Source organism: Aquariibacter albus, from assembly GCF_014145335.1.
Taxonomy (GTDB): domain Bacteria; phylum Pseudomonadota; class Gammaproteobacteria; order Burkholderiales; family Burkholderiaceae_C; genus Aquariibacter; species Aquariibacter albus.
The window spans coordinates 534,966-560,085 of record NZ_JACIVI010000001.1; the positions used below are offsets into that span (position 1 = coordinate 534,966).

General features: G+C 68.6%; 27 protein-coding genes and 1 tRNA gene. 25 read left to right on the forward strand and 3 right to left on the reverse strand.

Annotation, left to right across the window (positions count from 1 at the left end; all coding sequences use genetic code 11):
* Positions 1 to 16: 16 nt before the first annotated feature.
* From H4F90_RS02425 to H4F90_RS02525, 21 genes are all read left to right on the forward strand, one after another.
* On the forward strand, positions 17 to 1,015 hold the full coding sequence (locus H4F90_RS02425) for an NAD(P)H-quinone oxidoreductase (protein WP_182662972.1): 999 nt from the start codon (positions 17 to 19) through the stop codon (positions 1,013 to 1,015).
* Between the two features lie 28 nt (positions 1,016 to 1,043).
* Positions 1,044 to 1,793: a triose-phosphate isomerase gene (gene tpiA / locus H4F90_RS02430; protein WP_182661142.1), complete on the forward strand. Its 750-nt coding sequence runs from the start codon at positions 1,044 to 1,046 to the stop codon at positions 1,791 to 1,793.
* Between the two features lie 32 nt (positions 1,794 to 1,825).
* Complete coding sequence (secG, locus tag H4F90_RS02435; RefSeq protein WP_182661144.1) at positions 1,826 to 2,206, forward strand: preprotein translocase subunit SecG; 381 nt, start codon at positions 1,826 to 1,828, stop codon at positions 2,204 to 2,206.
* A 156-nt stretch (positions 2,207 to 2,362) separates the two neighbouring features.
* Positions 2,363 to 2,447, forward strand: a tRNA-Leu gene (locus H4F90_RS02440).
* A gap of 189 nt (positions 2,448 to 2,636) precedes the next feature.
* On the forward strand, positions 2,637 to 2,996 hold the full coding sequence (locus H4F90_RS02445; RefSeq protein WP_182661146.1) for an NADH-quinone oxidoreductase subunit A: 360 nt from the start codon (positions 2,637 to 2,639) through the stop codon (positions 2,994 to 2,996).
* Between the two features lie 36 nt (positions 2,997 to 3,032).
* Entirely contained in the window at positions 3,033 to 3,509 is a 477-nt protein-coding gene (locus tag H4F90_RS02450; protein WP_046113908.1) for a NuoB/complex I 20 kDa subunit family protein, read from the forward strand.
* A 13-nt stretch (positions 3,510 to 3,522) separates the two neighbouring features.
* Positions 3,523 to 4,134, forward strand: a complete 612-nt coding sequence (locus H4F90_RS02455; protein WP_182661148.1) for an NADH-quinone oxidoreductase subunit C — start codon at positions 3,523 to 3,525, stop codon at positions 4,132 to 4,134.
* A 17-nt stretch (positions 4,135 to 4,151) separates the two neighbouring features.
* Positions 4,152 to 5,405: an NADH-quinone oxidoreductase subunit D gene (locus tag H4F90_RS02460; RefSeq protein ID WP_182661150.1), complete on the forward strand. Its 1,254-nt coding sequence runs from the start codon at positions 4,152 to 4,154 to the stop codon at positions 5,403 to 5,405.
* 20 nt (positions 5,406 to 5,425) lie between these two features.
* On the forward strand, positions 5,426 to 5,941 hold the full coding sequence (locus H4F90_RS02465; RefSeq protein ID WP_182661152.1) for an NADH-quinone oxidoreductase subunit NuoE family protein: 516 nt from the start codon (positions 5,426 to 5,428) through the stop codon (positions 5,939 to 5,941).
* A gap of 13 nt (positions 5,942 to 5,954) precedes the next feature.
* Positions 5,955 to 7,319, forward strand: coding sequence for an NADH-quinone oxidoreductase subunit NuoF (nuoF, locus tag H4F90_RS02470; RefSeq protein ID WP_182661154.1), 1,365 nt, complete (start codon positions 5,955 to 5,957; stop codon positions 7,317 to 7,319).
* A gap of 28 nt (positions 7,320 to 7,347) precedes the next feature.
* Positions 7,348 to 9,681, forward strand: a complete 2,334-nt coding sequence (gene nuoG, locus H4F90_RS02475; RefSeq protein ID WP_182661156.1) for an NADH-quinone oxidoreductase subunit NuoG — start codon at positions 7,348 to 7,350, stop codon at positions 9,679 to 9,681.
* A gap of 16 nt (positions 9,682 to 9,697) precedes the next feature.
* Complete coding sequence (gene nuoH / locus H4F90_RS02480) at positions 9,698 to 10,762, forward strand: NADH-quinone oxidoreductase subunit NuoH (protein WP_182661158.1); 1,065 nt, start codon at positions 9,698 to 9,700, stop codon at positions 10,760 to 10,762.
* A 10-nt stretch (positions 10,763 to 10,772) separates the two neighbouring features.
* Entirely contained in the window at positions 10,773 to 11,270 is a 498-nt protein-coding gene (nuoI, locus tag H4F90_RS02485; RefSeq protein WP_182661160.1) for an NADH-quinone oxidoreductase subunit NuoI, read from the forward strand.
* Between the two features lie 25 nt (positions 11,271 to 11,295).
* Positions 11,296 to 11,943: an NADH-quinone oxidoreductase subunit J gene (locus H4F90_RS02490; RefSeq protein ID WP_182661162.1), complete on the forward strand. Its 648-nt coding sequence runs from the start codon at positions 11,296 to 11,298 to the stop codon at positions 11,941 to 11,943.
* On the forward strand, positions 11,940 to 12,248 hold the full coding sequence (gene nuoK / locus H4F90_RS02495) for an NADH-quinone oxidoreductase subunit NuoK (protein WP_182661165.1): 309 nt from the start codon (positions 11,940 to 11,942) through the stop codon (positions 12,246 to 12,248). The genes H4F90_RS02490 and nuoK overlap by 4 nt, the downstream gene beginning before the upstream one ends.
* Before the next feature lie 33 nt (positions 12,249 to 12,281).
* Positions 12,282 to 14,291 carry an NADH-quinone oxidoreductase subunit L gene (gene nuoL, locus H4F90_RS02500; protein ID WP_182661167.1) on the forward strand — a complete coding sequence of 670 codons (2,010 nt, stop codon included), beginning with the start codon at positions 12,282 to 12,284 and terminating at the stop codon, positions 14,289 to 14,291.
* Positions 14,292 to 14,312: 21 nt separating this feature from the next.
* Positions 14,313 to 15,788: an NADH-quinone oxidoreductase subunit M gene (locus H4F90_RS02505; protein WP_182661169.1), complete on the forward strand. Its 1,476-nt coding sequence runs from the start codon at positions 14,313 to 14,315 to the stop codon at positions 15,786 to 15,788.
* Between the two features lie 31 nt (positions 15,789 to 15,819).
* On the forward strand, positions 15,820 to 17,316 hold the full coding sequence (gene nuoN, locus H4F90_RS02510) for an NADH-quinone oxidoreductase subunit NuoN (protein ID WP_182661171.1): 1,497 nt from the start codon (positions 15,820 to 15,822) through the stop codon (positions 17,314 to 17,316).
* Positions 17,317 to 17,341: 25 nt separating this feature from the next.
* On the forward strand, positions 17,342 to 17,641 hold the full coding sequence (locus H4F90_RS02515) for a DUF2818 family protein (protein WP_182661173.1): 300 nt from the start codon (positions 17,342 to 17,344) through the stop codon (positions 17,639 to 17,641).
* Positions 17,642 to 17,678: 37 nt separating this feature from the next.
* Positions 17,679 to 18,299, forward strand: a complete 621-nt coding sequence (locus H4F90_RS02520) for an NUDIX domain-containing protein (protein WP_182661175.1) — start codon at positions 17,679 to 17,681, stop codon at positions 18,297 to 18,299.
* Entirely contained in the window at positions 18,296 to 18,760 is a 465-nt protein-coding gene (locus H4F90_RS02525; protein ID WP_182661177.1) for a DUF1178 family protein, read from the forward strand. The genes H4F90_RS02520 and H4F90_RS02525 overlap by 4 nt, the downstream gene beginning before the upstream one ends.
* Positions 18,761 to 18,793: 33 nt before the next feature.
* Here H4F90_RS02525 and H4F90_RS02530 read toward each other — a convergent pair whose 3' ends face one another.
* Together H4F90_RS02530 and H4F90_RS02535 are read right to left on the reverse strand one after the other, a co-directional pair.
* Positions 18,794 to 20,257: an FAD-binding oxidoreductase gene (locus tag H4F90_RS02530; RefSeq protein ID WP_182661179.1), complete on the reverse strand. Its 1,464-nt coding sequence runs from the start codon at positions 20,255 to 20,257 to the stop codon at positions 18,794 to 18,796.
* Positions 20,258 to 20,267: 10 nt separating this feature from the next.
* Positions 20,268 to 20,651 (reverse strand): DUF2069 domain-containing protein, encoded by a 384-nt coding sequence (locus H4F90_RS02535; RefSeq protein ID WP_182661181.1) that lies wholly within the window; start codon positions 20,649 to 20,651, stop codon positions 20,268 to 20,270.
* Positions 20,652 to 20,669: 18 nt separating this feature from the next.
* On the opposite strand from H4F90_RS02535, the gene H4F90_RS02540 reads away from it, so the two are divergent.
* The 4 genes from H4F90_RS02540 to H4F90_RS02555 all read left to right on the forward strand — a co-directional run bounded on the left by H4F90_RS02540 (position 20,670) and on the right by H4F90_RS02555 (position 24,333).
* Entirely contained in the window at positions 20,670 to 21,956 is a 1,287-nt protein-coding gene (locus H4F90_RS02540; RefSeq protein ID WP_182661183.1) for a YihY family inner membrane protein, read from the forward strand.
* Positions 21,957 to 22,031: 75 nt separating this feature from the next.
* Complete coding sequence (locus H4F90_RS02545; protein WP_182661185.1) at positions 22,032 to 22,496, forward strand: CBS domain-containing protein; 465 nt, start codon at positions 22,032 to 22,034, stop codon at positions 22,494 to 22,496.
* A 120-nt stretch (positions 22,497 to 22,616) separates the two neighbouring features.
* Positions 22,617 to 23,717 (forward strand): chorismate synthase, encoded by a 1,101-nt coding sequence (gene aroC / locus H4F90_RS02550; RefSeq protein WP_182661187.1) that lies wholly within the window; start codon positions 22,617 to 22,619, stop codon positions 23,715 to 23,717.
* 4 nt (positions 23,718 to 23,721) lie between these two features.
* Positions 23,722 to 24,333, forward strand: a complete 612-nt coding sequence (locus H4F90_RS02555; protein ID WP_182661189.1) for a methyltransferase domain-containing protein — start codon at positions 23,722 to 23,724, stop codon at positions 24,331 to 24,333.
* Between the two features lie 31 nt (positions 24,334 to 24,364).
* On the opposite strand, the gene H4F90_RS02560 is transcribed toward H4F90_RS02555, so the two are convergent.
* Positions 24,365 to 24,772: a hypothetical protein gene (locus H4F90_RS02560; RefSeq protein WP_182661191.1), complete on the reverse strand. Its 408-nt coding sequence runs from the start codon at positions 24,770 to 24,772 to the stop codon at positions 24,365 to 24,367.
* Between the last annotated feature and the right edge of the window lie 348 nt (positions 24,773 to 25,120).

Consider the following 25,120-nt stretch of genomic DNA (forward strand, 5'->3'; position numbering starts at 1 on the left):
CCCGCTGCCGACGCAGATGCCGGCCCTGGCCATCCGCGAGCCGGGCGGCCCGGAGGTGCTGACGCCCGTGCAGCGCAGCCTGCCTCAGCCTCAGGCCGGTGAGCTGCTGATCGAGGTGGCGGCCTCGGGCGTGAACCGTCCGGACGTCCTTCAGCGCAAGGGCCTCTACCCGCCGCCGCCCGGCGCCTCGGACCTGCCGGGTCTGGAAGTGGCCGGCCGTCTGGTCGGGGGCGAGGCGAAGGCGCTGGCTGCACGCGGCTTCCACCTGGGTCAGGCCGTCTGCGCGCTGACCCACGGGGGCGGCTACGCCCGTTATGCCGTGGCCCCCGCTGGCCAGGTGCTGCCGGTGCCGGCCGGCCTGAGCCTGGTCGAGGCGGCCAGCCTGCCGGAGACCTGCTTCACCGTCTGGATCAATGCGGTCGAGCGGGCGGCCCTGCAGCCCGGCGAGACCATCCTGATCCACGGCGGCAGCAGCGGCATCGGCGTGACGGCCATCCAGATCGCCAAGGCCCTGGGGGCGACGGTTTTCGTCACCGTCGGCGATGCGGCCAAGGCTGCGGCCTGCGTGGCCCTGGGGGCCGATGCGGCCATCGTCTACAAGACCCAGGATTTCGTCGACGAGACGCTGCGCCTGACCGGCGGCCGTGGCGTCGACGTGATCCTCGACATGGTGGCGGGCGACTACATCGAGCGCGGCCTGCGTTGCCTGGCCGAGGACGGGCGCCTGTCCGTCATTGCGGTGCAGGGCGGCAGCAAGGCCACGATCGATGTGGCCCGCCTGCAGCGCCGCCGCCTGACGCTGACCGGCTCCACGCTGCGGCCGCGCAGCGTCGAGGTCAAGGCCCGCGTGGCCGCGGCACTGCAGGCCCGCGTCTGGCCCTGGATCGAGGCGGGCCGCATGCGCCCTGTGCTGCATCGCGTGCTGCCGGCATCGGCGGCGGCCGAAGCCCATGCCCTGATGGAGTCCGGCACGCACATCGGCAAGATCGTGCTGGACTGGTCCGCCGCCGCCTGAATTCTTTGAACCTTTCGAGGACCTCCCGATGAGCGAAACCCGACAGCCCCTCGTGGTCGGCAACTGGAAGATGCACGGCAGCCATGCCGTGAACGAACAACTGCTCGAAGCCCTCAAGGCGGCGGGCCCGCTGCCGGCCGAAGCCGCCGTCTGCGTGCCTTTTCCCTACCTCGCCCAGGCGGCCGAACGCCTCGCGCGCAGCCCGATCGGCTGGGGCGCGCAGGATGTCTCCGTGCATGCGCAGGGGGCCTACACCGGCGAAGTCAGCGCCGCCATGCTGGCCGATTTCGGCAGCCGCTATGTGATCGTCGGCCACTCGGAGCGCCGCCAGTACCACGGCGAAACCGACCAGCTCGTGGCCGACAAGGCCAAGGTCGCGCTGGCCAAGGGCATCACGCCCATCGTCTGCGTCGGCGAGACGCTGGCCCAGCGCGAGGCTGGCGAGACCGAAGCGGTGGTCAAGCGGCAGCTCTCGGCCGTGATCCACACCCTGGGCCCCTGCGTCGGCGAGATGGTGGTGGCTTACGAGCCCGTCTGGGCCATCGGCACCGGCCTGACCGCCACCCCGGAACAGGCGCAGGCCGTGCACGCGCTGCTTCGCGCGCAGCTGGCCGCGGCCTCGCCGCGCGCCGGCCAGATGCGCCTGCTCTACGGTGGCAGCGTCAAGCCGGACAACGCCAAGGTCCTTTTCGCCCAGGCTGACATCGATGGCGGCCTGATCGGCGGCGCCGCGCTGAAGGCCGAAGACTTCCTTGCCATCTGCCGTGCGGCCGCCTGAGGCGACCGACGGATTCCTGGAGATTCCCGATCATGCAAATCCTGATGTCCCTGCTCCTCGTCGCCCAGCTGCTGTCGGCGCTGGCGATGATCGGTCTGGTGCTGATGCAGCACGGCAAGGGGGCCGACATGGGGGCCTCCTTCGGCGGCGGCGCGTCCGGCAGCCTGTTCGGTGCGACCGGCAGCGCGAACTTCCTGTCGCGCACCACCGCCATCCTGGCCGCGGTCTTCTTCGCGTCGACGCTGGCCCTGGCCTACACCGGCAACCCCGGCTCGGGCGGTGCGAGCGCGGCCGGTGGCAGCGTGCTTGAGCGGGTGGCCCCTGCCGCCAGCGCCACGGCCGACGCCATTCCGGGCGCCGCGCCGGCCGCCAGCGTGGCGCCGCTCCCTGCCGCCCCGGCCGCCTCGAAGTGAGGTCCGTCCTCGTCCGGGACGCTTGTGTCAATTGACCGACAAGGCCTCTCGGACGCGGTGGAACCCGCGGGTTTTCACGGTAAGATTCAAGGCTGTTCAGCGAGCCATCCTCAAGCCAGCTGGACAGCTTCCAAGAGCTTCGAAAAGAAGCCTCGGGCCGACGTGGTGAAATTGGTAGACACGCTATCTTGAGGGGGTAGTGGCGAAAGCTGTGCGAGTTCGAGTCTCGCCGTCGGCACCAAGAACAAGATTGACGCAGAGAGAGCCCCGCGGAGAACCCGCGGCAGATCCGGGCAGCCGGATCGGGCAAAGCAGGCGCGCTGAGAGTGCAGCAAAGATCCCTTCCAAGGGGTTCGTGCGGTGCCAGCGCGCTTTGTTTTGTGCGCTCCGAACCGACCACCTGACAGCAAGCCGACGCGAGCGCACGACCATGGACCTTCAAGAGTACCTCCCGGTCATCCTCTTCATCCTGGTTGGCGTCGGGGTCGGCGTGGCCCCCCAGGTGCTCGGTTTCCTGCTCGGCCCGCGCCGCCCCGGCGCGGCCAAGAACAGCCCCTACGAGTGCGGCTTCGAGGCCTTCGAAGACGCGCGGATGAAGTTCGACGTGCGCTACTACCTGGTGGCCATCCTCTTCATCCTGTTCGACCTGGAGATCGCCTTCCTCTTCCCCTGGGCGGTCTCGCTGGCAGAAATTGGTGCGTCAGGCTTCTGGGCCATGATGATCTTCCTGGGCATCCTCGTCGTCGGCTTCGCCTACGAGTGGAAGAAGGGCGCACTGGATTGGGAATGAGCGCAGCAGGACGTTGAGGCGACACGCGGAGAAGTCATGGGCATCGAAGGCGTTCTGAAAGAGGGCTTTGTCACCACCTCGGTCGACAAGCTGATCAACTGGTCGAAGACGGGTTCCCTGTGGCCGATGACCTTCGGCCTCGCATGCTGTGCGGTGGAGATGATGCATGCCGGTGCGGCGCGCTACGACATCGACCGCTTCGGCATGCTGTTCCGGCCGAGTCCGCGCCAGAGCGATCTGATGATCGTGGCCGGCACCCTGTGCAACAAGATGGCGCCGGCGCTGCGCAAGGTCTACGACCAGATGGCCGAGCCGCGCTGGGTGCTGAGCATGGGCTCCTGCGCCAACGGCGGCGGCTACTACCACTACAGCTACAGCGTCGTGCGCGGGTGCGACCGCATCGTCCCGGTCGATGTCTACGTGCCGGGCTGCCCGCCCACCGCCGAGGCGCTGCTCTACGGCATCCTGCAGCTGCAGGCCAAGATCCGCCGCGAGAACACCATCGCCCGCTGAGGCCCTGCCGACCATGTCTCATCCCACCCTGGACACGCTGCAGGACGCGCTGAAGTCGGTGCTCGGCGACCGCCTGAGCTCGATCGTCGCCGACCGTGGCGAAGTCACCATCACCGTGCCGGCGGCCCGCCTGCTGGAAGCCGCCGAGCTGCTGCGCGATGCGCCGGCGCTGCGCTTCGAGCAGCTGATCGACCTCTGCGGCATGGACTACTCGCAGTACAAGGATGGCGCCTCGCCGCTGGCCGAGGGCCCGCGCTATGCCGTCGTCGTGCACCTGCTGTCGGTCAGCCTGAACCAGCGGGTGCGCCTGCGCGTGTTCTGTCCCGAGGACGAGCTGCCGATGGTCGCCTCGCTCAACGGCATCTGGTCCTCGGCCAACTGGTTCGAGCGCGAAGCCTTCGACCTCTACGGCATCGTCTTCGAGGGCCACGAGGACCTGCGTCGCATCCTGACGGACTACGGCTTCATCGGCCACCCCTTCCGCAAGGACTTCCCGACCCACGGCCACGTCGAGATGCGCTACGACCCCGAGCAGCAGCGCGTGATCTACCAGCCGGTGAGCATCGAGCTGCGCGAGATCACGCCCCGCATCGTCCGCGAGGACAAGTACGGCGGCCTGCACTGAACGGACCCGGCACGACCATGGCTGAGATCAAGAACTACACGCTGAACTTCGGTCCCCAGCACCCGGCCGCGCACGGCGTGCTGCGGCTGGTGCTCGAACTCGACGGCGAAGTCATCCAGCGCGCCGACCCGCACATCGGCCTGCTGCACCGCGCCACCGAGAAGCTGGCCGAGTCGAAGACCTACATCCAGTCGCTGCCCTACATGGACCGGCTGGACTACGTCTCGATGATGTGCAACGAGCACGCCTACTGCCTGGCCATCGAGAAGCTCATGGGCATCGAGGTGCCCGAGCGCGCGCAGTACATCCGCGTGATGTTCAGCGAGATCACCCGCCTGCTCAACCACCTGCTCTGGCTGGGCTGCCACGGTCTCGACTGCGGCGCGATGAACATCCTCATCTACTGCTTCCGCGAGCGCGAGGACCTGTTCGACATGTACGAGGCGGTCTCGGGCGCGCGCATGCACGCGGCCTACTTCCGCCCGGGCGGCGTCTATCGCGACCTGCCCGACGTGATGCCGCAGTACCAGGCCAGCAAGGTCCGCAACGCGAAGACCATCGCCCGCCTGAACGAGAACCGCCAGGGCTCGCTGCTGGACTTCATCGACGACTTCACCCGCCGCTTCCCGGCGCTGGTCGACGAGTACGAGACCCTGCTGACCGACAACCGCATCTGGAAGCAGCGCACGGTGGGCATCGGTGTGGTCACGCCCGAACGCGCCCTCAACCTGGGCTTCACCGGCGCGATGCTGCGTGGCTCGGGCATCGCCTGGGACCTGCGCAAGCAGCAACCTTATGACGTGTACGACCGGATGGATTTCGACATCCCGGTCGGCAAGACCGGCGACTGCTACGACCGCTACCTGGTCCGCGTCGAGGAGATGCGCCAGTCCAACCGCATCATCCAGCAGTGCGCGGCCTGGCTGCGGGCGAACCCCGGTCCGGTCATCACCGAGAACCACAAGGTCGCGCCGCCCTCGCGGGTCGAGATGAAGAGCTCGATGGAGGAGCTGATCCATCACTTCAAGCTCTTCACCGAAGGCTTCCATGTGCCCGAGGGCGAGGCCTATGCCGCCGTCGAGCACCCCAAGGGCGAGTTCGGCATCTACCTGGTCAGCGACAGCGCCAACAAGCCCTATCGCCTGAAGATCCGCGCCCCCGGCTTCGCCCACCTCGCGGCGATGGACGAGATGTCGCGTGGCCACATGATTGCCGATGCCGTCGCCGTGATCGGCACGATGGACATCGTGTTCGGCGAGATCGACCGCTGACCCTGCACGAGACGAGCGCGATGAGCTTTTTCAGTGATGCCACGCTGGCCCGCTTCGAGCGCGAGGCCGCCAAGTACCCCGCCGAGCAACGCCAATCGGCCGTGATGGCCTGCCTGTCCATCATCCAGCAGGAGCAGGGCCATGTGAGCCAGGCGGCCGAGGTGGCGCTGGCCGCCGTGCTGGGCATGGCGCCGATCGCGGTGCACGAGGTCACGACCTTCTACAACATGTACAACCAGCAGCCGGTGGGCCGTTACAAGCTCAACGTCTGCACCAACCTGCCCTGCCAGCTGCGCGAGGGCCAGACCGCGCTGGACCATGTCTGCAAGCGCCTGGGCGTCGAGCCCTATGGCAGCACGACCGACGGCGTGTTCACCGTGCAGCCCAGCGAATGCCTGGGCGCCTGCGCCGATGCGCCGGTGATGCTGGTCAACGACCGCGAGATGCTGAGCTTCATGCGCGAGGAGCGCCTGGACGAGCTGCTGGCGATGTGCGCGGCCGAGGCGGCCACCGCCACGGCCAAGTCTGGTCAGTGAGAGGCACCCCCCGATGAGCACGCTGGACCTGTCCAAGTTCAAGGCCACCGGCCTGGAGACCTGTTTCCACGGTCGCCACATCGAGCCGCAGATCTATGCCGGTCTGAATGGCGCGAACTGGCATCTGCAGGACTACGTCGCCCGCGGTGGCTACGTGGCGCTGCGCCGCATCCTGACCGGCCTGCTGCCCGACGGCACGCAGGGCGAGCCGATGACGCCCGAGCAGCTGATCGCCGAGGTCAAGGCCAGCGGTCTGCGCGGCCGGGGCGGTGCGGGCTTCCCCACCGGCCTGAAGTGGAGCTTCATGCCGCGTGCGCTGCCGGTGCAGAAGTACCTCGTCTGCAACTCGGACGAGGGCGAGCCGGGCACCTGCAAGGACCGCGACATCCTGATGTTCAACCCCCATGCCGTGATCGAAGGCATGGCGATCGCGGCCTACGCGATGGGCATCTCGGTGGGCTACAACTACATCCACGGCGAGATCTTCGAGGTCTACGAGCGCTTCGAGGCCGCGCTGGAGGAAGCCCGCGCCGCCGGCTTCCTGGGCAACAACATCCTCGGCAGCAGCCACAGCTTCCAGCTGCACGCCCACCACGGCTTCGGCGCCTACATCTGCGGCGAGGAAACCGCGCTGCTTGAATCGCTGGAGGGCAAGAAGGGCCAGCCGCGCTTCAAGCCGCCGTTCCCCGCCAGCTTCGGCCTCTACGGCAAGCCGACCACCATCAACAACACCGAGACCTTCGCCGCCGTGCCGTGGATCATCCGCCATGGCGGCGAGGCCTACCTGAAGGTCGGCAAGCCGAACAACGGCGGCACGAAGATCTTCTCGATGGTCGGCGACGTCGAGCGGCCCGGCAACTACGAGGTGCCCATGGGCACCCCCTTCAGCACCCTGCTGGAACTGGCCGGCGGGGTGAAGGGCGGCAGGAAGCTCAAGGCCGTGATCCCCGGCGGTTCTTCCGCCCCGGTGCTGCCGGCGCATCTCATGATGGCCTGCACGATGGACTATGACTCCATCGCCAAGGCCGGCTCCATGCTGGGTTCGGGCGCCGTCATCGTGATGGACGAGACCCGCTGCATGGTCAAGAGCCTGCTGCGCCTGTCCTACTTCTACCAGCACGAGAGCTGCGGCCAGTGCACCCCCTGCCGCGAAGGCACGGGCTGGCTGTGGCGCATGGTCCAGCGCATCGAGCACGGCGAAGGCCGCCCCGAGGATCTGGCCATGCTCGACAACGTGGCCGAGAACATCATGGGCCGCACGATCTGCGCGCTCGGCGACGCCGCGGCCATGCCGGTCCGCGCGATGCTGAAGCACTTCCGCGACGAGTTCGCGTATCACATCGAGCACAAGACCTGTCAGGTCTCCGTGCCGGCCTGAGTCGACCGCGGCGCATCGCACCAAGAACATGGTTGAAATCGAACTCGACGGCCGCAAGGTCGAGGTGGCCGAAGGCAGCATGGTGATCCAGGCGGCCGAACGCAACGGCACCTACATCCCGCACTTCTGCTACCACAAGAAGCTGTCCGTGGCGGCCAACTGCCGCATGTGCCTGGTGGAGATCGAGAAGGCGCCCAAGCCCATGCCGGCCTGCGCGACCCCGGTCACCCAGGGCATGATCGTCCGCACCAAGAGCGACAAGGCCGTCAAGGCCCAGCAGTCGGTCATGGAGTTCCTGCTGATCAACCATCCGCTGGACTGCCCGATCTGCGACCAGGGTGGCGAGTGCCAGCTGCAGGACCTCGCGGTCGGCTATGGCAAGTCCGCCTCGCGCTACGAGGAAGAGAAGCGCGTGGTCTTCCGCAAGGACGTCGGTCCGCTGATCTCCATGGAGGAGATGAGCCGCTGCATCCACTGCACCCGCTGCGTGCGCTTCGGCCAGGAAGTGGCGGGCGTGATGGAGCTGGGCATGATCCATCGCGGCGAGCACAGCGAGATCACCACGCTCAGCGGCGGCACGGTCGACAGCGAGCTCTCCGGCAACATGATCGACCTCTGCCCGGTCGGCGCCCTCACCAGCAAGCCCTTCCGCTACAGCGCCCGCACCTGGGAACTGTCGCGCCGCAAGAGCGTGAGCCCGCATGACAGCACGGGCGCCAACCTCGTCGTGCAGGTCAAGGCCGGCCAGGTGCTGCGCGTGCTGCCGCTCGAGAACGATGCCGTCAACGAGTGCTGGATCGCCGACCGCGACCGCTTCAGCTACGAGGCCCTGAACGGCCCGTCGCGCCTCAAGCAGCCGATGATCAAGCAGGGCGGCCAATGGCTCGCCACCGACTGGACGACCGCGCTCGAGTACGTGGCCAATGGCCTCAAGGGCGTGAAGGCCGAGCACGGCGCCGCCGCGATTGGCGCGCTGGCCAGCCCGCATGCCACCGTCGAGGAGCTGCATCTGCTGGCCCAGCTGGTCCGCGGCCTGGGCAGCGACAACATCGACCATCGCCTGCGCCAGACCGACGCGGCGCTGGCCGCGCCGGCCGGCCAGGCCCGCTGGCTGGGCCTGCCGATCGCCGAGCTGTCCACCCTGGACGTCGCTTTCGTGGTGGGCTCCTTCCTGCGTAAGGACCACCCCCTATTCGCGCTGCGCCTGCGCCATGCCGCCGTTCGCGGCGCCGCCATCCATGGTCTCAACGGGGTGGCCGAGGACTGGGCCCTGCCGAGCGCCAGCCGCTGGGTGGCCGCCCCGTCCGACTGGGCCCAGGCCCTGGCCGGTGTCGCGGCCGCGGTCGCCCAGGCCAAGGGCCTGAACGCGCCCTTCGCGGTCAGCCCCTGCGCGCAGGCCCAGGCGGTGGCCGACAGCCTGCTGTCCGGCCAGCGCAAGGCCGTGCTCCTGGGCAACGCGGCCACGCAGCATCCGCAGGCAGCGGCGCTGCTGGGCCTGGCCCAATGGATTGCCGAGCAGACCGGCGCCAAGCTGGGCGTGCTGGGCGAGGCGGCCAACAGCGTCGGCGCCCAGCTGGTCGGCGCGCAGCCGGCTGCGGACGGCCTCTCGGCAGCCGCCATGCTCGGCCACGCACCGCGCAAGGCCCTGCTGCTGCTGAACACCGAGCCGGTGCTTGATGGCGCCGATGCCGCCGCCGCCCGCGCCGCGCTGTCGGCCGCGCAGATGGTCGTGTCCTTCTCGCCTTTCGCCGACGCGAACACCGAGTTCGCCGACGTGCTGCTGCCCATCGCGCCCTTCAGCGAAACCTCCGGCAGCTTCGTGAACGCCGAAGGTCGCGTGCAGAGCTTCCACGGCGTGGTCAAGCCCCTGGCCGACACCCGCCCGGCCTGGAAGGTGCTGCGCGTGCTGGGCACCCTGCTGGGCCTGCCGGGCTTCGGCGCGGAGAGCAGCGAAGAGGTCAAGGCCGCCGCCCTGGGCGACCTGGCCGCGCTGCCTGCCCGCCTGAGCAATGCGGTGGCCCTGCCGGCTAGCATCGGCACCGGCCCCCTGGCCGACGGCGGCCTGCAGCGTCTGCCCGAAGTGCCGATCTACGCGAGCGACAGCCTGGTCCGCCGTGCCCCTGCGCTGCAGGCCACGGCCGATGGTCGGGCGCCGCGCGTCGGCCTCTCGCCCGCCACCTGGGCCGCGCTCGGCCTGCAGGACGGTGCGTCGGTCCGCGTCACGCAGGGCGCCGCCATCGCCGTGCTGCCCGCCGAGCAGGAAGCCACCCTGGCCGCCCACTGCGTCCGCCTGCCCGCGGGCCATGCCGACACCGCCACCCTCGGCGCGATGAGCGGCACGGTCCGCGTCGAGAAGGCTTGAGGAAAGGCACCCCACCATGCTCGAACTCATGCAAAGCACCGGCAGCTCGCTCCTCGGGGGCGCGTGGCCGGTCGTCTGGACCCTGATCAAGATCGTCGCGCTGCTGCTGCCGCTGATGGGCTGCGTGGCCTATCTGACCCTGTGGGAGCGCAAGGCCATCGGCTGGTCGCAGATCCGCCCGGGCCCCAACCGGGTCGGGCCCTTCGGCCTGCTGACCCCGATCGCCGATGCGGTGAAGCTGATCTTCAAGGAGATCATCATCCCGACGGCGGCCAACAAGGGCCTGTTCTTCCTCGGCCCGATCATGACCATCATGCCGGCCCTGGCGGCGTGGGCGGTCGTGCCCTTCGGCCCCGAGGTCGCGCTGGCCAACATCAATGCCGGCCTGCTCTACCTGATGGCGATCATGTCGCTCGAGGTCTACGGCGTGATCATCGCCGGCTGGGCCTCGAACTCGAAGTACGCCTTCCTCGGCGCCATGCGCGCCTCGGCGCAGATGGTCAGCTACGAGATCGCGATGGGCTTCGCGCTCGTCATCGTGCTGATGATCTCGGGCTCGCTGAACATCAGCCAGATCGTGCTGAAGCAGGACGTCGGCCAGTTCGCCGACATGGGCCTGAATTTCCTGAGCTGGAACTGGCTGCCGCTCTTCCCCATCTTCATCGTCTACTTCATCTCCGGCCTCGCGGAGACGAACCGCCACCCCTTCGACGTGGTGGAAGGCGAATCGGAGATCGTGGCGGGCCACATGATCGAGTACTCCGGGATGTCGTTCGCGATGTTCTTCCTGGCCGAGTACGCGAACATGATCCTGGTGTCGATCCTGTCGGTCACGCTCTTCCTGGGCGGCTGGCTGCCGCCGATCGACAGCGCCTTCTTCAACGCCATCCCGGGCTGGATCTGGCTGGGCCTGAAGACCTTCGTCGTCGTGACGATGTTCCTCTGGGTCCGCGCCACCTTCCCGCGCTTCCGCTACGACCAGATCATGCGTCTGGGCTGGAAGATCTTCATTCCCGTGACGCTGGTCTGGCTGGTCGTGGTCGGCCTGTGGATGCAGTCGCCGTGGAACATCTGGAAGTAAGGGCGGCAGCATGAGCACCCTCGCATCGATCAAGGAATTCTTCGGCAGCTTCCTGCTGCTGGAGTTGTTCAAGGGCCTGAAGCTGACCGGCAAGCATTTCCTGTCGCCGACCATCACCGTTCAGTTCCCGGAAGAAAAGACCCCGCAGAGCCCGCGCTTCCGCGGCCTGCACGCCCTGCGCCGCTACGAGAACGGCGAGGAGCGCTGCATCGCCTGCAAGCTCTGCGAGGCGGTCTGCCCGGCCATGGCCATCACCATCGAGTCCGATGTCCGCGACGACGGCAGCCGCCGCACGACCCGCTACGACATCGACCTGACCAAGTGCATCTTCTGCGGTTTCTGCGAAGAGAGCTGCCCGGTCGACTCGATCGTCGAGACGCACATCTTCGAGTACCACGGCGAGAAGCGCGGCGACCTGTACTTCACCAAGGACATGCTGCTGGCGGTCGGTGACCGCTACGAGCCCGTGATCGCCGCCAACAAGGCCGCGGACGCGCGCTACCGCTGACGAAGAGGCCCGCCGCCGCCCTGCCATGACGACCCCCACCGCGCTCTTCTACCTTTTCGCGGCCGTGCTGCTGTTTGCAGCCTTCCGCGTGATCACCGCCCGAAGCTCGGTCCACGCCGCGCTCTACCTGGTGCTGGCCTTCTTCAATGCGTCCTGCGTCTGGATGCTGCTGGAGGCCGAGTTCCTCGCGATCACCCTCGTGCTGGTCTATGTCGGCGCGGTGATGGTGCTCTTCCTCTTCGTCGTGATGATGCTCGACGCCAACCTCGACCGCACGCGGGCCGGCTTCTGGAAGCATGTGCCGCTGGCGGCCGGCGTCGGCGTGGTGATCGCCTTCGAGATGGCGGCCGTGCTGCTGGGGGGCTTCCGCCTCAGCGATGCGCCGGCACCCTCGGCCGAGGCCCTGTCCCTGGGCAACACCAAGCTGCTCGGCCTGGCGCTCTACACCGACTACCTCTACCCCCTGCAGATCGCGGCCGTGCTGCTGCTGGTGGCCATCATCGCCGCCATTGCGCTGACGCTGCGCCGTCGCAAGGACAGCCGCTACCTGAACCCGGGCCAGCAGGTCCGCGTGAAGAAGGCGGACCGCCTCAGCATCCTGAAGGTGGCGCCCACCGTGGCCACCCCGCCGTCCGAGGCCGCGGCCTCCGGCCCCGAAGGAGCCGCCCGATGACCCTCACCCTCGGCCACTACCTGTCCCTTGGCGCGATGCTGTTCGCGCTCTCGGTGATCGGCATCTTCCTGAATCGCAAGAACCTGATCGTGCTGCTGATGGCCATCGAGCTGATGCTGCTGGCGGTCAATCTGAACTTCGTCGCCTTCTCGCACTTCCTGGGCGACATGGCCGGCCAGGTCTTCGTGTTCTTCATCCTCACCGTCGCCGCCGCCGAGTCGGCGATCGGCCTGGCCATCCTCGTCGTGCTGTTCCGCAACCGCTCGACGATCGACGTCAACGAGCTGGACACGCTCAAGGGCTGAGTCCCTGACCCCGCCCACGGAGCCTCGAACCCGATGTCCCAACTCTCCACCCCCTTGCTGCTCGCGGTGCCGCTGGCCCCGCTGGCCGGCGCCGTGCTTGCCGGCCTGTTCGGCAAGACGCTCGGCCGTCGCGGCGCCCATGTCGCGACCATCCTCGGCGTCGCGATTGCCTTCCTGATCTCGGCCTGGGTGCTGAAGCTCGTCGCCCTCGATGGCGCGCGCTTCAACCAGACGCTCTACCAGTGGATGACGCTGGGCAAGCTCGTCATGGAAGTCGGCTTCCTGGTCGACGGCCTGACCGCGATGATGATGTGCGTGGTGACCTTCGTGTCCCTGATGGTCCACATCTACACCATCGGCTACATGGAAGAGGACCCGGGCTACCAGCGCTTCTTCGCCTACATCTCGCTCTTCACCTTCAGCATGCTCATGCTGGTGATGAGCAACAACATGCTCCAGCTCTTCTTCGGCTGGGAAGCGGTGGGCCTGGTCAGCTACCTCCTGATCGGTTTCTGGTTCACCAAGCCGACGGCGATCTTCGCCAACATGAAGGCCTTCCTGGTCAATCGGGTGGGTGACTTCGGCTTCATCCTCGGCATCGGCCTGCTGCTGGCCTACACCGGCTCGCTGAACTACACCGAGGTCTTCGCGAAGAAGGACGAACTCGCCGCGCTGGCCTTCCCCGGCACCGACTGGGCGCTGCTGAGCGTGGCCTGCATCTGCCTGTTCATCGGTGCCATGGGCAAGAGCGCGCAGTTCCCGCTGCATGTCTGGCTGCCCGACTCGATGGAAGGCCCGACGCCGATCTCCGCCCTGATCCACGCCGCCACCATGGTGACGGCCGGCATCTTCATGGTCGCGCGCTTCTCGCCGCTCTTCGAGCTGAGCGACACCGCGCTCAACTTCGTGATGGTGATCGGCTCGATCACGGCCCTGTTCATGGGCTTCCTCGGCATCATCCAGAACGACATCAAGCGCGTGGTCGCGTATTCGACGCTGTCCCAGCTCGGCTACATGACGGTCGCGCTCGGCGCCTCGGCCTACTCGGTGGCGGTCTTCCACCTGATGACGCACGCCTTCTTCAAGGCGCTGCTCTTCCTCGGTGCGGGCTCGGTCATCATCGGCATGCACCACGATCAGGACATCCGCAATATGGGCGGCCTGTGGAAGCGCATGCCCATCACCTGGATCACCTCGCTGCTGGGCTCGCTCGCGCTGATCGGCACGCCGCTGTTCGCCGGCTTCTACTCGAAGGACAGCATCATCCTGGCGGTCGAGGCCAGCACGCTGCCGGCTGCCGGCTTCGCGCAGTTTGCGGTCATCGCCGGCGTCTTCGTCACCGCCTTCTACAGCTTCCGGATGTACTTCCTGGTCTTCCACGGCAAGGAACGCTTCCACCACAAGCCCTTCCCCGGCGAACACGATCACCATGACGATGCGCACGGCCACCACGAGCCGCATGTGCCGCACGAGTCGCCCTGGGTCGTGACCCTGCCGCTCGCGCTGCTGGCGATCCCCTCGGTCGTGATCGGCTACCTCAGCATCGAGCCCATGCTCTTCGGCGGCTTCCTCGCCGATGCGATCACCGTCGACGCGGCCAAGCATCCCGCCATGGCGGAGCTGGCCCATCACTTCCACGGTGCGCTGGCGATGGCCCTGCACGGCCTGCAGACCCTGCCGTTCTGGCTGGCGCTCGGTGGCGTGCTGACGGCCTGGGTCTTCTACCTGAAGCTGCCGGCCATCCCGGCGGCCTTCGATGCTCGCCTCGGCGCGCTGCGCCGGGTGCTGGAGAACAAGTACTACATGGACGCGATCAACGAGAAGGTCTTCGCGGCAGGCGCCCGGGGCCTGGGTCGCGGACTGTGGAAGGGCGGCGACGTGGCCTTCATCGACGGCCTGCTCGTCAACGGCCCCGCCCGTCTGGTCGGCTGGATCGCGCAGCGGGTGCGCACGCTCCAGACCGGTTTCATCTACCACTACGCGCTGGTGATGATCGTCGGCGTGTTCGTCCTGCTGACCTGGTTCGTGCGTTTCGGGCGCTGAGCGGGCAACACGAAGAAGAACATGGGAACCCTCTCGATTGCCATCTGGACCCCGATCGCCTTCGGCGTCCTCCTGCTTGCCTTCGGCCGCCAGGCCCAGGCGCATGTCGCGCGCTGGCTCGCGCTGGTCGGGGCCCTCGTCGGCCTGCTGGTGACCTTGCCGGTGGTCTCCGGCTTCGACACCTCGACGGCTGCCATGCAGTTCGTCGAGAACCTGCCGTGGATCGCGCGCTTCAATGTGCGCTACCACCTCGGCATCGACGGCCTGTCGATGTGGTTCGTGCCGCTGACCGCTTTCATCACCGTGATCGTCGTGATTGCGGCCTGGGAGGTGGTGGAGGACCGGCCGCACCAGTACCTCGGCGCCTTCCTGATCCTGTCGGGTCTGCTGATTGGCGTGTTCACCGCGCTCGACGGCCTGCTCTTCTATGTGTTCTTCGAGGCCACGCTGATCCCGATGTACATCGTGATCGGCGTGTGGGGCGGTCCGCGCCGCGTCTACGCGGCCTTCAAGTTCTTCCTCTACACGCTGCTCGGCTCGCTGCTGATGCTGGTGGCGCTGATCTACCTGTACTACAAGTCGGGTGGCAGCTTCGCGATCCTTGACTGGCACAAGCTGCCGCTGCCGATGGACGCGCAGACCCTGCTGTTCTTCGCCTTCTTCGCCGCCTTCGCCGTCAAGGTGCCGATGTGGCCGGTGCACACCTGGCTGCCCGACGCCCACGTCGAGGCGCCGACCGGCGGCTCCGTCGTGCTGGCCGCGATCATGCTGAAGCTCGGCGCCTACGGTTTCCTGCGCTTCTCGCTGCCCATCACGCCCGATGCCAGCCAGGCCTGGGCCGGCCTCATCATCGGCCTGAGCCTGGTGGCGGTGCTCTACATCGGCGTGGTCGCGCTGGTCCAGGGCGACATGAAGAAGCTGGTCGCCTATTCGTCGATCGCGCACATGGGCTTCGTGACCCTGGGCTTCTTCCTCTTCGATCCCCTGGCCATGGCCGGCGGCATCGTGCAGATGGTCAGCCACGGCTTCGTCTCGGGCGCGATGTTCCTCTGTATCGGCGTGCTCTACGACCGCGTGCACAGCCGCGAGATCGCCAGCTACGGCGGCGTGGTCAACACCATGCCGAAGTTCGCGGCCTTCGCCGTGCTGTTCGCGATGGCCAACTGCGGCCTGCCGGGCACCGCGGGCTTCGTGGGCGAGTGGATGGTCATCCTCGGTGCGGTGAAGGTTGATTTCTGGATCGGCCTGCTGGCGGCGACCACGCTGATCTTCGGCGCCGCCTACACGCTGTGGATGGTCAAGCGCGTCTACTTCGGCCCGGTGGCCAACGAGGACGTGCGCGGCCTGAGCGACCTGAATGCCCGCGAGTTCCTGATGCTGGCCGTGCTGGCCCTCGCCGTGCTGGCGATGGGTCTGTATCCCAAGCCCTTCACCGACGTGATGGACGTGTCGGTGGCCGAGCTGCTGCGCCACGTGGCCGTCTCCAAGCTGCCCTGAGCCGCCCCGGCCTGAACCCGATACCCCGACGATGAACCCGATGAACTGGTCCGTCCTGAGCCCCGAGATCCTGCTGCTGGCGATGACCTGCCTCATCGCCCTGGCCGATCTCTTCGTCAGCTCGCCCCGGCGTGGTCTGACCCACGGCCTGTCGATGATTGCGCTGGCCGCCGTGGCCGCCCTGCACCTGCTGGGCTTCCAGGAGGGGCAGACGCAGTACGCCTTCGGCAACATGGTCGTCAGCGACCCGATGGGCCATCTGCTGGCCTTCTTCGCCGTGGTGGCCACGGCCGTCACCCTCATCTATGCGCGGCCTTACGCGGCCTCGCGCGAGATGCTCAAGGGCGAGCTGCACACCCTGTCGCTGTTCGCCCTGCTCGGCATCCTGGTGATGATTTCGGCCAACCACTTCCTGGTGATCTACCTGGGACTGGAGCTGATGTCGCTGAGCCTGTATGCCCTGGTGGCCCTGCGTCGCGACCATGCACCGGCCACCGAGGCCGCGATGAAGTACTTCGTGCTCGGCGCCCTGGCCAGCGGCTTCCTGCTCTACGGTCTGTCGATGCTCTACGGCGCGACCGGTGCGCTCGAGCTCGGCAAGGTGTTCGAAGCCATCGGCAGCGGGCAGATCAATGCTCAGGTGCTGGTCTTCGGCGTGGTGTTCATCGTCGCCGGCCTGGCCTTCAAGCTTGGCGTCGTGCCTTTCCACATGTGGGTGCCCGACGTCTACCAGGGCGCACCGACGGCGGTCACGCTGATGATCGCCGCCGCGCCCAAGCTGGCCGCCTTCGCGATCACCATCCGCCTGCTCGTCGAGGGCATGATCGGTCTCGGCAAGGACTGGCAGCAGATGCTGATGGTGCTGTCGGTCTGTTCCCTGGTGCTCGGCAACCTCGCCGCGATCGCGCAGGACAACCTGAAGCGCCTGCTGGCCTACTCGACCATCTCCCAGCTCGGCTTCATGCTGCTCGGCCTGACGCCGACGCTGATCGCGGGCAACACCCTGTCGGCCGCCAACGGCTACAGCTCGGCGATGTTCTACCTGGTCGCCTACGTGCTGACCACGCTGGCCGGCTTCGGCGTGCTGCTGGCGCTGACCCAGCGTGGCTTCGAAAGCGAGCAGGTCAGCGATCTGGCCGGCCTGAACCGCCGCAGCCCGCTGATGGCCGGCATCATGGCCCTGGTCATGTTCTCGCTGGCCGGCATTCCGCCGACGGTGGGCTTCTACGCGAAGCTGGCGGTGCTGCAGTCGCTGGTCTCGACCAATGTGCCGCTCTACATTGGCCTGGCCATCGTCGCGGTGCTGCTCTCGCTGATCGGCGCCTACTACTACCTCCGCATCGTCAAGGTCATGTACTTCGATGCACCGGCCGACTCCGGTCCGGCTGCGGGCGAGCTGCAGCTGCTGCCGACCGAGGTGCGTGTGGTGCTGGGGCTCAATGCCCTGCTGGTGCTCGGCTTCGGCCTCCTGCCGGGTGGGCTGATGGCCTGGTGTGCGGACGCGATCCGCATGGCCCTGGCCACCTGAGCGGCCGTTTCCGGACAGTCTCACGATGTCGCTCGATCTCGCGGTCTACCTGCTGATCGTGCTGGCCCTGGTCGGCGCGAACCTGCCCTTTCTCAGCCAGCGGGTGCTGCTGATCGGGCCGCGTCGCCAGGACAAGGGCCTGGGCTGGCGGCTCCTGGAACTCCTGATCCTTGCCGGCCTGACCACCGCCCTCGGTTTCGCGCTGGAAGCCCAGATCGGCCAGCGCCACCCGCAGGGCTGGTCCTTCTACGCGGTCGTGCTCTGCCTCTTCCTGACCTTCGCCTTCCCCGGCTTCGTCTGGCGCCAGCTGCGTCGGCCGGGCTGAGGGGGCAGGTCGCCCACCGCCGACCCCTGGGCCTGCGATGACCGACACGCTCCCGCCCGACGCCCACCTGCGCGAACAGTCGATCGACAGCCGCGAGGTCTACCGCGGCCACTTCCTGCATGTGCGCCGCGACCGCGTGCAGCTGCCCGACGGGCAGGAGGCGGCCCGCGAGTACATCGTCCATCCCGGGGCCGTGATGATCGTGCCCCTGCTCGATGACGGTCGTCTGGTTGTCGAGCGCCAGTGGCGCTATCCGCTGCACCGCGCCTTCATCGAGTTCCCGGCCGGCAAGCTGGACGCCGGCGAGCCGGTGCTGGCCTGCGCCATCCGTGAGCTGGCCGAGGAAACCGGCTACCGCGCCCGTGAATGGGCCCGGGCCGGCCTGCTGCACAACGCCATCGCCTACAGCAACGAGGGCATCGAGATCTGGTTCGCGCGCGGCCTGAGCTTGGGCGAACGTCATCTCGACGAGGGCGAGTTCCTCGATGTGCAGACCACCACGCTGGAGGCCCTGGAAGACCAGGCCGCCCGGGGCGAGCTCACCGATGCCAAGACCCTCATCGGCATGCTCTGGCTGCGCCATTGGCGCGAAGGCCGTTGGGCCTTGGACTGGCAGGCCAGCCCGCCCGGCCCGGATCACGCATCATCGGCGGCATGAAGGTTTTCGACCTGCAGTGCGAGCACGGCCACCGCTTCGAGGGCTGGTTCGCCTCCGAGGCGGACCACGCCGACCAGCAGGCGCGTGGCCTGATCGAGTGCCCGCTCTGCGGAAGCCCCCGGGTCGACAAGCGGCCCTCGGCGCCGCGCCTGAACCTGTCCGGCGTGTCGCGCAGCGAGCCCAGCCCGCCGCCGGACGTTCCCGCGCCGCGGCCGCAGGCCACGCCGGAGCAGCAGAGCGTCGAGGCCCTGTGGCTACGCGCCGTCCGTCACGTGCTGGACCACACCGAGGATGTCGGCCCACGCTTTGCCGACGAGGCCCGCCGCATCCACCATGGCGAAAGCCCGGAGCGTGGCATCCGCGGCCAGACCAGTCCGGAAGAACGCCTGGCCCTGCGCGAGGAGGGCATCGAAGTCCACACCCTGCCGATGCCCGAGGCCCTGAAAGGCCCGACGCACTGAGCGCCTGCCGTGCTGGCGCAAGCTGGCCAGGGCTCAGCCCGGCGGCAGCAGGCGACCCGGGTTCATCAGGTTCAGCGGATCCAGGGCCTGCTTGAGGCGGCGCATCAGGGCCAGGGCCACCGGATCCTTGCGACGGCCGAGCTCCCCGCACTTCAGGGCGCCGATGCCATGCTCGGCCGAGAAGCTGCCGCCGGCGGCCTGCACCGCGTCGTGCACCAGGGCATTCACCTGCGCCTCGTGCCTGAGCAGGAAGGACGGCGCATCGACCCCGGCCGGTGCCTGCAGGTTGTGGTGCAGATTGCCGTCGCCCAGATGCCCGAAGCAGATCAGCGTGCTGCCCGGGCAGGCGGTGGCCAGCGCCCGCGCATTGGCCTCGACGAAGGCGGGGATGCGCGAGACCGGCAGGGCGATGTCGTGCTTGATGTTCAGCCCCGCTTCGGCCTGGGCCAGCGGGATGTGCTCGCGCAGCGCCCACAGGCTGCGCGACTGCGCCAGGCTGCTGGCCACCACGGCATCGCCGATCGTGCCCCGCTCCAGCGCACCGGCCAGCAGCGCTTCGAAGCGCGCGGTGGCGCGGGCCGCGGCGGCCTCGCCCGGCTCGTCGGGGGCCCCGGCCTCGGACTGCTCGATCAGCACCGTCCACGCGGGCCAGGCGCCGCCCGCGAAGGGGCGGGGCAGGGCGGGGAAGTGGTGGGCGACCAGGTCCAGCGCGGCCGCGTTCATCACCTCGAAGCCGGTCAGCGCGGCGCCCAGCGCGGCGCGCGCCCGGCCGAGCAGGGCCACCGCCGCCTCCAGGCTGGCGCAGGCGGCCAGCGCGGTGGTCTGCGCGGCCGGGGTGGGGAAGAGCTTGAGCGTGGCCGCGGTCAGGATGCCCAGCGTGCCTTCGCTGCCGATGTAGAGATCGCGCAGGTCGTAGCCGGTGTTGTCCTTGCGCAGACCGCCCAGGCCGGACCACAGCTCGCCCTGCGGCGTGACCACTTCCAGGCCCAGGCAGAGCTCGCGTGCATTGCCGTAGCGCAGCACCGCCGTGCCGCCGGCGTTGCTGGCCAGGTTGCCCCCGATGGTGCAGCTGCCTTCGGCGGCCAGGCTCAGCGGGAAAAGCAGACCGGCCGCCGCCGCCGCCTGCTGGACCTGCTGCAGGATGCAGCCGGCCTCGGCGGTGAGGGTGAGGTTGTCGGCGTCGAGGGCGCGGAGGCGATTGAGCCGGCCCAGGTTCAGCAGGATCTGTTGCCCGCTGGCATCGGGCACGCCGCCACCGACCAGGCCGGTGTTGCCGCCCTGGGGCACCACGGCCACGCGGGCGGCCGCACAGGCCCGCATCACGGCGGCCACCTCCTGGGCGTCGGCCGGTCGCACCAGCGCCAGCGGCCGGCCGTGATAGCGCTTGCGCCAGTCGACCGTCCAGGCCGAAAGGTCGGTGTCTTGCGGCCGCAGCACATGGGCCGGACCCAGCTGCCGGCGCAGGAGGTCGAGCAGGGCCTGCGGGTCGGGTGCCATGGCCGCAGGCTCAGGCCGCGGTGCGTGCGCGGCCCAGGGCCAGGCGCTGACGCACGTGCAGTGCGCAGGCACAGAACAGCGCGATGCTCAGGGCGATCTCCAGGCCCGCAAGCGCCTGGCTCGGGGCCGGATCGCTCCAGGCCCGCACCACGCCTTCGGTGAAGTAGAGCCACACCGCGAGGCTCAGCCAGCGGAAGGTGTAGAGCCGCTGCTTCAGCAGGCCGGGCACCGCCAGCACCAGCGGCAGCACCTTGAGGGCCAGCGTGCCGCGGCCCGTGGGCGCGAGCAGCAGCTCCCACAGCAGGCCCAGCGCGATCAGGGCCAGGAGAAGGCCCAGGGCGGCAGCACGGCTCTGCGCGGCGGCCCGGGGCGTGGGGAGTGGAAGTAAGGGCATGGCTGGCATGATGCCAGCATGGCTTCAACCCTTGCCCTGCGTCTGCTGGCGCTGCGTGAACGCGCGGCCGAGCTGGCCGAGATCCTCCAGCGCTGGCCCTGGCGCGACACCCTCAGCACCCTGGCCCAGCGTTTCCGCGAAGACCGCCTCGGCCTGACCGCCAGCAGCCTGACCTTCACCACCACCATTGCCCTGGTCCCGCTGATGACGGTGACCCTGGCCCTGTTCAATGCCTTCCCCGTCTTCGGGCCCTTCCGCCGCGCGCTGGAGAGCCAGTTCCTGCAGGGGCTGGTGCCCGAGGGCATCGCCGAGCCGGTGCTGAAGAACCTCACCAGCTTCGCCCTGAAGGCCAACCGCCTCGGCACGCTGGGCCTGGTCATCCTGGTGGCGACGGCGCTGTCGCTGATGCTGACGATCGACCGCACCCTCAACGGCATCTGGCGGGTGCGGCAGCCCCGGCCGATCGCGCAGCGGGTGCTCGTCTACTGGGCGGCCGCGACGCTGGGGCCGCTGCTGGTCGGCATCAGCCTGTCCTTCACCTCCTTCGTGATCGCTGCAGGTCAAGACTGGGTTTCGGGCCGGCCCGGGGGCGGGGTCGGCTTCCTGCTGTCGGGCTTGGAGTTCCTGATGGTCGGTGGCTTTGCCGCCGCACTGTTCCATTACGTGCCCAACACCTCGGTGCGCTGGGCCCACGCGGTGGCGGGTGGGGCCTTTGTCGCCGTCGGCCTGGAACTGGCCAAGGGCCTGCTGGGCTGGTATGTCGGTCAGGTTCCGGGCTACACCCGGGTCTACGGTGCCTTCGCCGCCTTGCCGATCTTCCTGATCTGGCTCTACATGGTCTGGTTGATCGTGCTGTTCGGTGCAGTCATCGCGGCCTATGCGCCCAGCCTGCAGCTGCGCGTGCGACGCCTGCCCGAGGGGCCGGGCTCGGCCTTCGAGCTGGCCCTGGTCGTCTTGCGCATGCTCGATGCGGCCCGGGGCCCGGCCACATCGCAGGGCCTGGGGGCGGCCGAGCTGGCGCGGCGCCTTCGGCTGGACCCGCTGCAGCTCGAACCCACGCTGGGCCAGCTGGTGGCGCTGGACTGGATCGCCCGCCTCGACGAGGCCGAACCGCCACGCTATGTGCTGCTGGTCGATCCCGAGCGCACTCCCGCCGCCGCACTGATCGCCCAGACCCTGCTCGGGCCGGGCGAGACCAGCGCGGCCTTCCGCCGTGCGGCGGGGTTGGATCGCCTCCACCTGGCCGACCTCATCGGCCGCCGCCCCGTGCCCCAGGAAGATCCTGCCGGCAACCCGGGGGGATGACCCTTGCGCCGTGTGGGGGCTTGGTTATATTGAAACCGCACGATCGGGCACGTCGCCCCCCCAGGAGAACAAACCATGAAAGTCAGCGAAATTCTGCGCGTGAAGGGCTCCGCCCTCTACACCGTGTCCCCGGACGACAGCCTGCAGCACGCCGCGCGGATGATGTCCGAAATGGACATTGGCTCGCTCGTGGTGATGGAACACGGTGACGTCGCGGGCATGCTGACCTTCCGCGAGCTAATCCAGGCCCTGATCGGCAATGGCGGTGCGCTTGGCAACACCCTCGTCCGCACGGTGATGGACGACCATCCGCTGACCTGCACCCCCGAGACCGACATCGACGAAGTCCGCCGCATGATGCTGGGGCGCCACGCCCGCTACCTGCCCGTGATGGATGGTCGGGCCCTGCATGGCGTCATCTCCTTCCATGACGTCGCCAAGGCCGTCGTGGACAGCCAGGACTTCGAGAACCGCATGCTCAAGGCCTACATCCGCGACTGGCCGTCGGACCACGAGGCCGCTGCGCAGCAGCAGCAGTAAGCGCGTTTCGGCCCGGCCCCGCTCGGGAGCGCCGGGCCGGCGTCAGCGGGTCGACGCGGTGCCGGGCGGCCGCGCGGCCCTCGGCGACAATCGCGGTCCTTTCCGCGACCCGTCCCGATCATGTCCGGCAGCACCCTCGGCCACCTCTTCCGCGTCACCACCTTCGGCGAAAGCCATGGCCCGGCCATCGGCTGCGTGATCGATGGCTGCCCGCCCGGCATGCCGCTGTCGGTCGAGGACATTCAGCCCGAGCTCGATCGGCGCCGCCCCGGCACCAGCCGCCACGTCACCCAGCGCCAGGAAGCCGACCAGGTCGAGATCCTCTCGGGCATCTACGAAGGCCTGACCACCGGCACCCCGATCGCCCTGCTGATTCGCAACACCGACCAGCGCAGCAAGGACTACGGCAACATCGTCCAGACCTTCCGTCCGGGGCATGCCGACTACACCTACCACCACAAGTACGGCCTGCGCGATCCGCGCGGCGGGGGCCGAAGCTCCGCCCGTCTGACCGCTCCGGTGGTGGCCGCGGGCGCCGTGGCCCGCAAGTGGCTGGCCCAGCATCACGGCGTGAGCCTGCGCGGTGGCATGGCCGCCCTCGGGCCCATCGACATCGCCTTCGAGGGCTGGGAGCACGTGCCCCACAACCCCTTCTTCGCGCCCAACACCAGCCAGATCGAGGCGCTGGAAGCCCACATGGACGCCCTGCGCAAGGCCGGTGACTCCTGCGGCGCCCGCATCGTCGTCGAGGCCCAGGGCGTGCCGCCCGGCTGGGGCGAGCCCCTGTTCGACAAGCTCGACGCCGACATCGCCCACGCGATGATGGGCCTCAATGCGGTCAAGGGCGTCGAGATCGGAGCCGGCTTCGCCTGCGTCGCCCAGCCGGGCAGCGTGCATGGCGACGAGCTCACGCCCCGGGGCTTCCTCAGCAACCACGCCGGCGGCGTGCTCGGCGGCATCAGCAGCGGCCAGGACCTGCGCGTGTCCCTCGCCATCAAGCCGACCAGCTCGATCCGCATCCCGCGCCAGTCCATCGACCTGGACGGCCAGCCGGTCACCGTCGAGACCTTCGGCCGCCACGACCCCTGCGTCGGCATCCGCGCCACGCCCATTGCCGAAGCCCTGCTGGCCCTGGTGCTGATCGACCATGCCCTGCGCCACCGCGCGCAGTGCGGTGACGTGCGCGTCACCACCCCGGCCCTGCCTGCGTCCGCGGGCTGAAGCCATGGCGGGTCCCACCCTTGCGTTCTGGCAGCAACGCTTCGACACCGGCCAGACCGGCTGGGACCGCGGTGCCCCCAGCCCCCAGCTGCTGGACTGGTTGGACCGCGGCCAGCTGCAGCCCTGTCGCATCGCCGTGCCAGGCTGCGGCAGCGGCTGGGAGGTCGCCGAACTGGCCCGCCGAGGCTTCGACGTCACCGGCCTCGACTACACCCCCGCCGCCGTCGAGCGCAGCCGTGCCCGCTGTGCCGACCAGGGCCTGAACGCCCGCATCGTCCAGGCCGATGTGCTGCAGCATCGGCCCGAGGCACCCTTCGACGCCATCTACGAACAGACTTGCCTCTGCGCGCTGCACCCCGAGCACTGGCAAACCTATGCCGGACAACTGCACCGCTGGCTGCGCCCGGGGGGTCTGCTCGCCGTGCTCTTCATGCAGGTGCCGAATCCCGAGGCCCTCGCCTCCGGCCTGATCCAGGGCCCGCCCTACCACTGTGACATCCATGGCATGCGCGCCCTGCTGCCTGAAGCCCGCTGGCACTGGCCCAAGCCGCCCTATGTCGCGGTGCCCCATCCCAACCGGGGGCATGAGCTCGCGGTGGTCCTGACAAGGCGCTGAGAGCTGGGCGAGGCAGGCTTGCCGCTCCGGTTCAGTCAAGCGAGGCCATCCAGGCCGTGAACTCGGCCTGCATGTCCTCGAAGGCGAGCAGCGTGAATCGCAGCTTCTGATCGTCCCAGGCCCAGTCGGCCCGGTGGCTGTGTACCGTGCGGGTTCCGGCGCGCGCCACTTCGTGCCTCGTCCCTTGCGGCCGGCGATTGGGCAGCCCGGCCCCTGGCTGCGATTCCAGGAGCAGATGCGGCAGCGAGAACCAGCGCAGATGCGGAAGCCGCTGCCAGGCCCCTGCCAGGCGCCAATCAGACGCTGCCCCAGCCTCCCGCCCGCGGGCCACGGCTTCCAGGATCTCGGCCCGTGGCACCGGAATCCATCGATCAGGCAGTTCCAGATGCAGGCCCAGGCCCGGCAGCTCGCGGCGTACCGCCCAGGCGGGCTGCGTCACACAGGGTCCGAGGGCGAGGGCCGTCAGCAGGGTTCGGCGATGCATGCCCCTTTATCGCCGAGGAGGGGAGGTTGAGTGGGGCATGGGGGCAGGCTCGCCCGGACCCGAACCGAAACCGGCCGCGCAAAGAGAAAGCCCTGAACGCTTGCGCGTTCAGGGCTTTGCTTTTCTTTGGTTCCCCGACCTGGGCTCGAACCAGGGACCTACGGATTAACAGTCCCTGGGGATGGGACTTTCTGGGATCTCCTGACACAAGCCGCCTTCAGAATACTCTTTACAGATCAACAGCTTACGTCCATAGTCATTTCAAGCCGTCTCGGACCATCGTCGCCAAAACTGGCACCAGAC